We start from the raw sequence: 5706 nt of genomic DNA, 5'->3' as shown, positions 1-5706 counted from the left end.
GCCGGGCGTCAATATCGGGCTTTTCTGTTCCACCCCCATGGTGGCCCTGTCACGCAACGTGTCGCGCAAACAGGCGATGAAAATGCTGCTGACCGGAGAGATGATCCCGGCCTCCGAGGCGCTGGCCCAGGGGCTAGTGTCCGATGTCGTGGCGGCCGAGGATCTGCGCGCGGAGACCGAGAAGCTGGCCCGGGCGATTGCTGAGAAATCCCCCGCCACCCTGCGGATCGGCAAGGAAGCGTTCTATCGTCAGGTAGAGATGCCGCTGCCCGAGGCCTATGCTTTCACCGCGCAGGTCATGGTGGAAAACATGCTGGAACCCGATGCGGAAGAGGGCATCGGGGCCTTCGTCGAAAAACGCGTGCCGGAATGGCGCCCGCTTGGGGGCGGAGAGGGCTAGAGGGGCGCGCGCCCCCGCACCACCTGCGGCAGCCGGTTCGCGGGCGGGGTGTTGCGGCTGCGCAGGGAGCGCACCTCGCCGTCGATTACCGTCATTCCGACGCCCGGCAGGTTACCCAGTTGCACCGAGTCCAGCATGTCCTTGCCGGGGGCGTGCTGCGCCTGATCCAGCAGTACGAAGTCGGCGCATTTGCCCTTTTCGATCAACCCGGTATCCAGCTTGCGCTGCCGTGCGGTGTTGCCGTTGCCAAAGCAGAAGGCGACCTCTGCCGGGACATTGCCGAGCGAGGACAGCATGGCGATCATCCGCAGGATGCCCAGCGGCTGCACGCCCGATCCGGCGGGCCCATCCGTTCCCAGAATGATCTGATCGAGCTTGTCGAGCTCGCGCGCTGTGTTCAGCGTCAGCAAAGCGGCGCGTTCGTTGCCGTTGTGCACGATCTCAAGCGCTGCCTTGCAGCTTTCGCAAAGGCAGACGATCTGGTCATCGGGCAGGGCGGAATGGCCTCCGTTGATATGGCCGACAACATCCGTGCCCGTTTCCAGCACCATGTCCGCATCGATCAGCCCCGACCCGGGGATCGACGGCCCGCCGGTGTGGATCGTGCTCTGGATGCCGTATTTGCGCGCCCAGCCGACCATCTGCGCGGCGGTCTTGCCGTCCTTCACGGTGCCGAGGCCCACTTCGCCCAAGAGGGTGACGCCAGCCTTGGCCAACTCGGCAAAGTCTTCCTCCACCATGCCATGTTCGATGACGGGCGCGCCCGCGTGGACCTTGACGCCCGAGGGGCGGAAATTCTCGTACCAGCGCTGTGATGCGATCGCCATCGCCTTTAGGCCGACGACGTCCTTCGGGCGGCCCGGCATATGGACCTCCCCCGCCGAGATCAGCGTCGTGACCCCGCCATGCAGCGTCGAATCGATCCAGTGAAGCTGTTGCTGGCGCGGGGTATAGTCGCCCACCACCGGGTGCACGTGGCTGTCGATCAGCCCGGGTGCCAGCGTCACCCCCTCCGCATCGATGATCGTATCGGCATCCTCGCAATCCATGTCCGCTGCGCGGCCCCAACTGTCGATCTTGCCGTCGATGGCGATCAGGCAATCCGCCTCGATCACCGGCTCCTCCATCCGGCCCGACAGGATATATCCGATGTTGCGGATCACCAGCTTGCGCGACGTTTCGGAAGGCGGGGGGGCGGAATCTGCAGGCATGATGCGCTACCTTTTCTGACGCGAACTCGTTTGAACGCTAACAGAATTCATTTGCCGATCAAGCATTGCCATCGGACCCTGATGAATTTCCCTGCCTCGGGCGGGAATTCATTTGACTCAAGCGAGGTTCGGAATTCTTATTCGTGTACCAACAAGTTTTCGACCGGCCCGCCGGGGCGGTGAGGGGGCGTGATGAGCTATCTCGCGGCGACGGAACTACAGGAGGCGCTCGCGCTCGCGGGGCGCGGCGGCGTCCATTTCATCGCGGGCGGCACCGATTGGTTCCCCGCCCAGGCGGAGCGGCCTTTCGCGGGCGACCTGCTGGATATCAGCCGCATTGCCGGGCTGCGGGGGCTGTCCCGGCAGGAGGGTCACTGGCGCATCGGGGCAACCACCACATGGACGGACATCCTGCGCGCCGATCTGCCGCCTGCCTTTGCCGGTCTGAAGACGGCGGCGCGCGAAGTGGGCTCTGTCCAGATCCAGAATACCGGCACCGTGGCGGGAAACATCTGCAACGCATCGCCCGCCGCCGACGGTGTGCCGCCGCTTCTGGCGCTGGATGCGCGCGTGGAACTGACGGCTCAGGACGGGCGGCGCGTACTGCCGCTGGGTGCCTTCATCACCGGGCCGCGCCAGACACTCAGGCGGGAAGGCGAACTCGTCACCGCGATCCTCGTGCCCGATCCGGCCTCGGGGGCGCGGTCCTCCTTCGTAAAGCTGGGTGCGCGGCGATACCTCGTGATTTCCATCTGCATGGTCGCGGTAACGGCAGAGGTTACCGGTGGCCTGTTGCGCGATCCCCGTATCGGGGTTGGTGCGGCCTCGCCCGTGGCGATGCGGCTTCCATCGCTCGAAGCGCGGCTGGAGGGGATGCCGCCCGCCGAAGCCGCCGCCTCCCTTCGGGCGGGGGATTTCGACGCGCTGTCGCCCATCGATGACGTGCGCGCCACGGCAGGCTACCGGCGCGAGGCGGTGATCGAATTGCTGCGCCGCGCCCTGGGGGAGATCGGGGATGGATAAGCGCAGCGATACCCTCATGACCTCCTTTGCGTTGAACGGTGCGCAGGTGCAGCTTGACGCGATACCGGGCCAGCGGCTGTCGCAGGCATTGCGGGACGGGCTGGGCTGCCGCGATGTAAAGGTCGGCTGCAATGCCGGCGACTGCGGCGCCTGTACCGTCCTGCTGGATGGCGATCCGGTCTGTGCCTGTCTCGTTCCGGCGCAGCAGGCCGCGGGGCGCCGGGTAGAAACCCTGTCCGGGCTGGTGGCGCGGGATAAGGACGCCCAGAACCTCGCGACCGCGTTCCAGCACCATCAGGCGGCGCAATGCGGCATCTGCACCCCCGGCATGATGGTCTCTGCCGTGGCGCTGCTGCGCGCGGTGCCCCGCCCGGATGAATCGCAGGTCATGGATGCGCTGGGCGGTGTGCTCTGCCGCTGTACGGGATACCGCAAGATCGTGACCGCGGTGAGGGAGGCGCATGCCGCCGCCGCCATGGTCCCGGCGGGCACGGGCCTCGGCAGTCCTGCCCGGCGGCTCGATGGTGCGGCGAAGGTGGATGGCTCCGCCCGCTTTGGCGACGATGTGGCCCCGGCGGGCGCGCTGGTGGCGCGGGCGATACGGTCGCCCTATCCCGCGGCCAGTTTCGTCCTTGGCGATGTTCGGGCGTGGCAGGACGCGCATCCCGGCGTGCACTGCGTGCTGACGGCGGCGGATGTGCCGGGGGAAAACGCCTTTGGCGTCATCCCGGGGTTCATCGATCAGCCGGTCTTTGCGGTTTCCCACGTGCGGTTCCGGGGGGAGGCGATTGCCTGCGTCGTGGGCGAGGCCCGCGCCATGGCGCGGCTGGACCTTGAAAGCTTTCCGGTGGAATGGACGCCACAGAAAACCGTGGCCACCGTGGCGGAGGCATTGGCGCCGGATGCGCCGCAACTCTTTTCCGACCGCGAAGGCAACGTCATGTGCGGCGGGCTGGTGCAATGCGGCGATGCCGACGGCGCGCTGGGCCGCGCGGCCCATATCGTGGAGACGCAGATCACGACGAGCTTCGTGGAACATGCCTATATCGAACCCGAGGCAGGCTTTGCCGAGATGGTGGAGGGGCGGCTGCATGTCCATGCCTGCACGCAGGCCCCCGGCATGGACCGCGAGGCGCTGGCCGGTATCCTCGCCCTTGACCGGGGCGCGATCCGGGTGGTGCCCACCGCTGTCGGCGGCGGCTTCGGCTCCAAGATCGACCTGTCGCTGCAGCCCTTCATTGCGCTGGCGGCGATGCGCACGGGCCGCCCTGTCCGGATGACCTATGACCGGGGCGAGTCCCTGCGCAGCACCACCAAGCGCCACCCGGCCGAGATCAGCCTGAAGCTGGGCGCGACGGCGGAGGGCCGCATCAGCGGGATGACCTTCGACGGCGATTTCAACACCGGTGCCTACGCCAGTTGGGGCCCCACCGTGGCGAACCGCGTGCCGGTCCATGCCAGCGGCCCCTACCGAATTGCCGACTACCGCGCGCGCAGCCGGGCGGTGCATACCCATTGCCCGCCCTCGGGGGCGTTCCGGGGCTTCGGCGTGCCTCAGTCGGCCATTGCACAGGAAACCGCCTTTGACTTGATGGCGGAAAAACTGGGCCTCGACCCGCTGGAGTTCCGCCTGCGCAATGCCCTGAGAGATGGCGTGCCCACCGTCTGCGGGCAGGTGTTCGAACAGGGCGTGGGGATTGCCGCTTGTCTGGATGCGCTGAGGCCCGCATGGGAAGCGGCGAAGGCAGAGTGCGCCACCTTCAACGCGGGCGGCCATGGCCGCCGGTTGCGCGGCGTGGGGCTGGCTTCGGCGTGGTATGGCTGCGGCAATACCTCGCTGCCGAACCCCTCGACCATCAAGGCCGGTGTGCGCCGCGACGGGCGCATCGTGCTGCATCAGGGGGCGATGGACATCGGGCAGGGGGCCGACACGGTCATTCCACAGATCTTCGCCGCCGCCATCGGTCTTTGCGTGGAGGACCTCGTGATTGCCGGGGCGGATACCGACATCACGCCTGATGCCGGAAAAACATCCGCCTCGCGTCAGACTTTCGTGTCGGGTAACGCCGCCCGGCTGGCGGGGGAGGCGTTGCGGGGCGCGATCCTGCGACAGGTCAATGCCGGCCCCGCCGCCGACATCGCACTGGAAGGTGGTGCCGTTCTGGTCACCGAAGGTGCGCGGCGCGAACGGCTGGAGCCGTCGCGGCTGGAACCGGACGCAGAGGGCTACGTTCTGCGCGCGGAAGAAACCTATGATCCGCCCGTGGCGCCCATGGACCGGAACGGTCAGGGCGCGCCCTATGCCCAGTTCGGTTATGCCGCACAGCTTGCGGTGGTAGAGGTCGACGTGCCGCTGGGGCTGGCGCGGCCCCTGCGGTTCGTGGCGGCCCATGACGTGGGTCGCGCGATCAATCCGCTGCTGGTCGAAGGGCAGGTGGAAGGCGGCATCGCGCAGGGCCTCGGCATGGCGCTGATGGAGGAATACCTGCCGGGCCGGACGGAGAACCTGCACGACTATCTCATCCCGACCATCGGCGATGTCCCCCCTGTCGAGACGCTGATCCTCGAGGTGCCGGACGCCCATGGCCCATATGGCGCCAAGGGGCTGGGCGAACATGTGCTAATCCCCACCGCGCCCGCCATCTTCAACGCCATTTACCACGCAACCGGCGCCCGCGTGACCCATGCGCCCGCAACGCCCGCCCGGCTGCGCGCCGCCCTGAAGGAGGCCGGACATGCCTGACGATGCGACGCCGCCGCAGACCGGAGAAAAGGAGCGCCCCCCGTCCGCGAAGATCCGCTGCGATGCCTGCCCGGTGATGTGCTACATCGCTGACGGCAAGTCGGGGGCTTGCGACCGCTATGCCAACCACGCGGGCGAACTGGTGCGGCTGGACCCGCTCACGGTGATCCAGTCGGGCGCGCAGGCGGTGGCCTTTCTCGATCAGGGGGGAAACGCGCAGGACTGGGACGGTGACGTCATTCAGGGCGGGCGCNCCTTTTCTCCGGTCTGCGGCGGCGTCGCATCGTCAGGCATGTCAGGCCTCCTTCAGGGCGGCGCGCAGCCGGGCG

The 5706-nt window shown here is 67.6% G+C and carries 4 protein-coding genes and 1 pseudogene; 4 read left to right on the top strand and 1 reads right to left on the bottom strand.

Features of this window, described 5'->3' with window-relative positions; translation table 11 throughout:
• Positions 1–400 (top strand): enoyl-CoA hydratase-related protein (locus A3764_RS12615; protein WP_236628188.1); only part of this gene is annotated, 400 nt, incomplete at its 5' end.
• Here A3764_RS12615 and A3764_RS12610 read toward each other — a convergent pair.
• Positions 397–1611, bottom strand: coding sequence for an amidohydrolase family protein (locus A3764_RS12610; protein WP_067951640.1), 1215 nt, complete (start codon positions 1609–1611; stop codon positions 397–399). The two genes, A3764_RS12615 and A3764_RS12610, sit on opposite strands and share 4 nt — an antisense overlap.
• A gap of 192 nt (positions 1612–1803) precedes the next feature.
• On the opposite strand from A3764_RS12610, the gene A3764_RS12605 reads away from it, so the two are divergent.
• The 3 genes and pseudogenes from A3764_RS12605 to A3764_RS12595 form a co-directional block, all read left to right on the top strand.
• A complete protein-coding gene (locus A3764_RS12605; protein ID WP_067920728.1) occupies positions 1804–2634 on the top strand; it encodes an FAD binding domain-containing protein in 831 nt (276 codons plus the stop codon).
• Positions 2627–5377, top strand: a complete 2751-nt coding sequence (locus A3764_RS12600; RefSeq protein WP_067920730.1) for a molybdopterin-dependent oxidoreductase — start codon at positions 2627–2629, stop codon at positions 5375–5377. Before A3764_RS12605 ends, A3764_RS12600 begins: the two co-directional genes overlap by 8 nt.
• A pseudogene (locus A3764_RS12595) lies at positions 5370–5706 on the top strand (hypothetical protein); the annotation flags it as partial. The gene A3764_RS12600 and the pseudogene A3764_RS12595, both read left to right, overlap by 8 nt.

It is taken from the genome of Sulfitobacter sp. HI0129 (genome assembly GCF_001635395.1).
In the GTDB taxonomy this organism is placed as follows: domain Bacteria; phylum Pseudomonadota; class Alphaproteobacteria; order Rhodobacterales; family Rhodobacteraceae; genus Sulfitobacter.
This window is presented reverse-complemented; position numbering and strand designations above follow the sequence as displayed.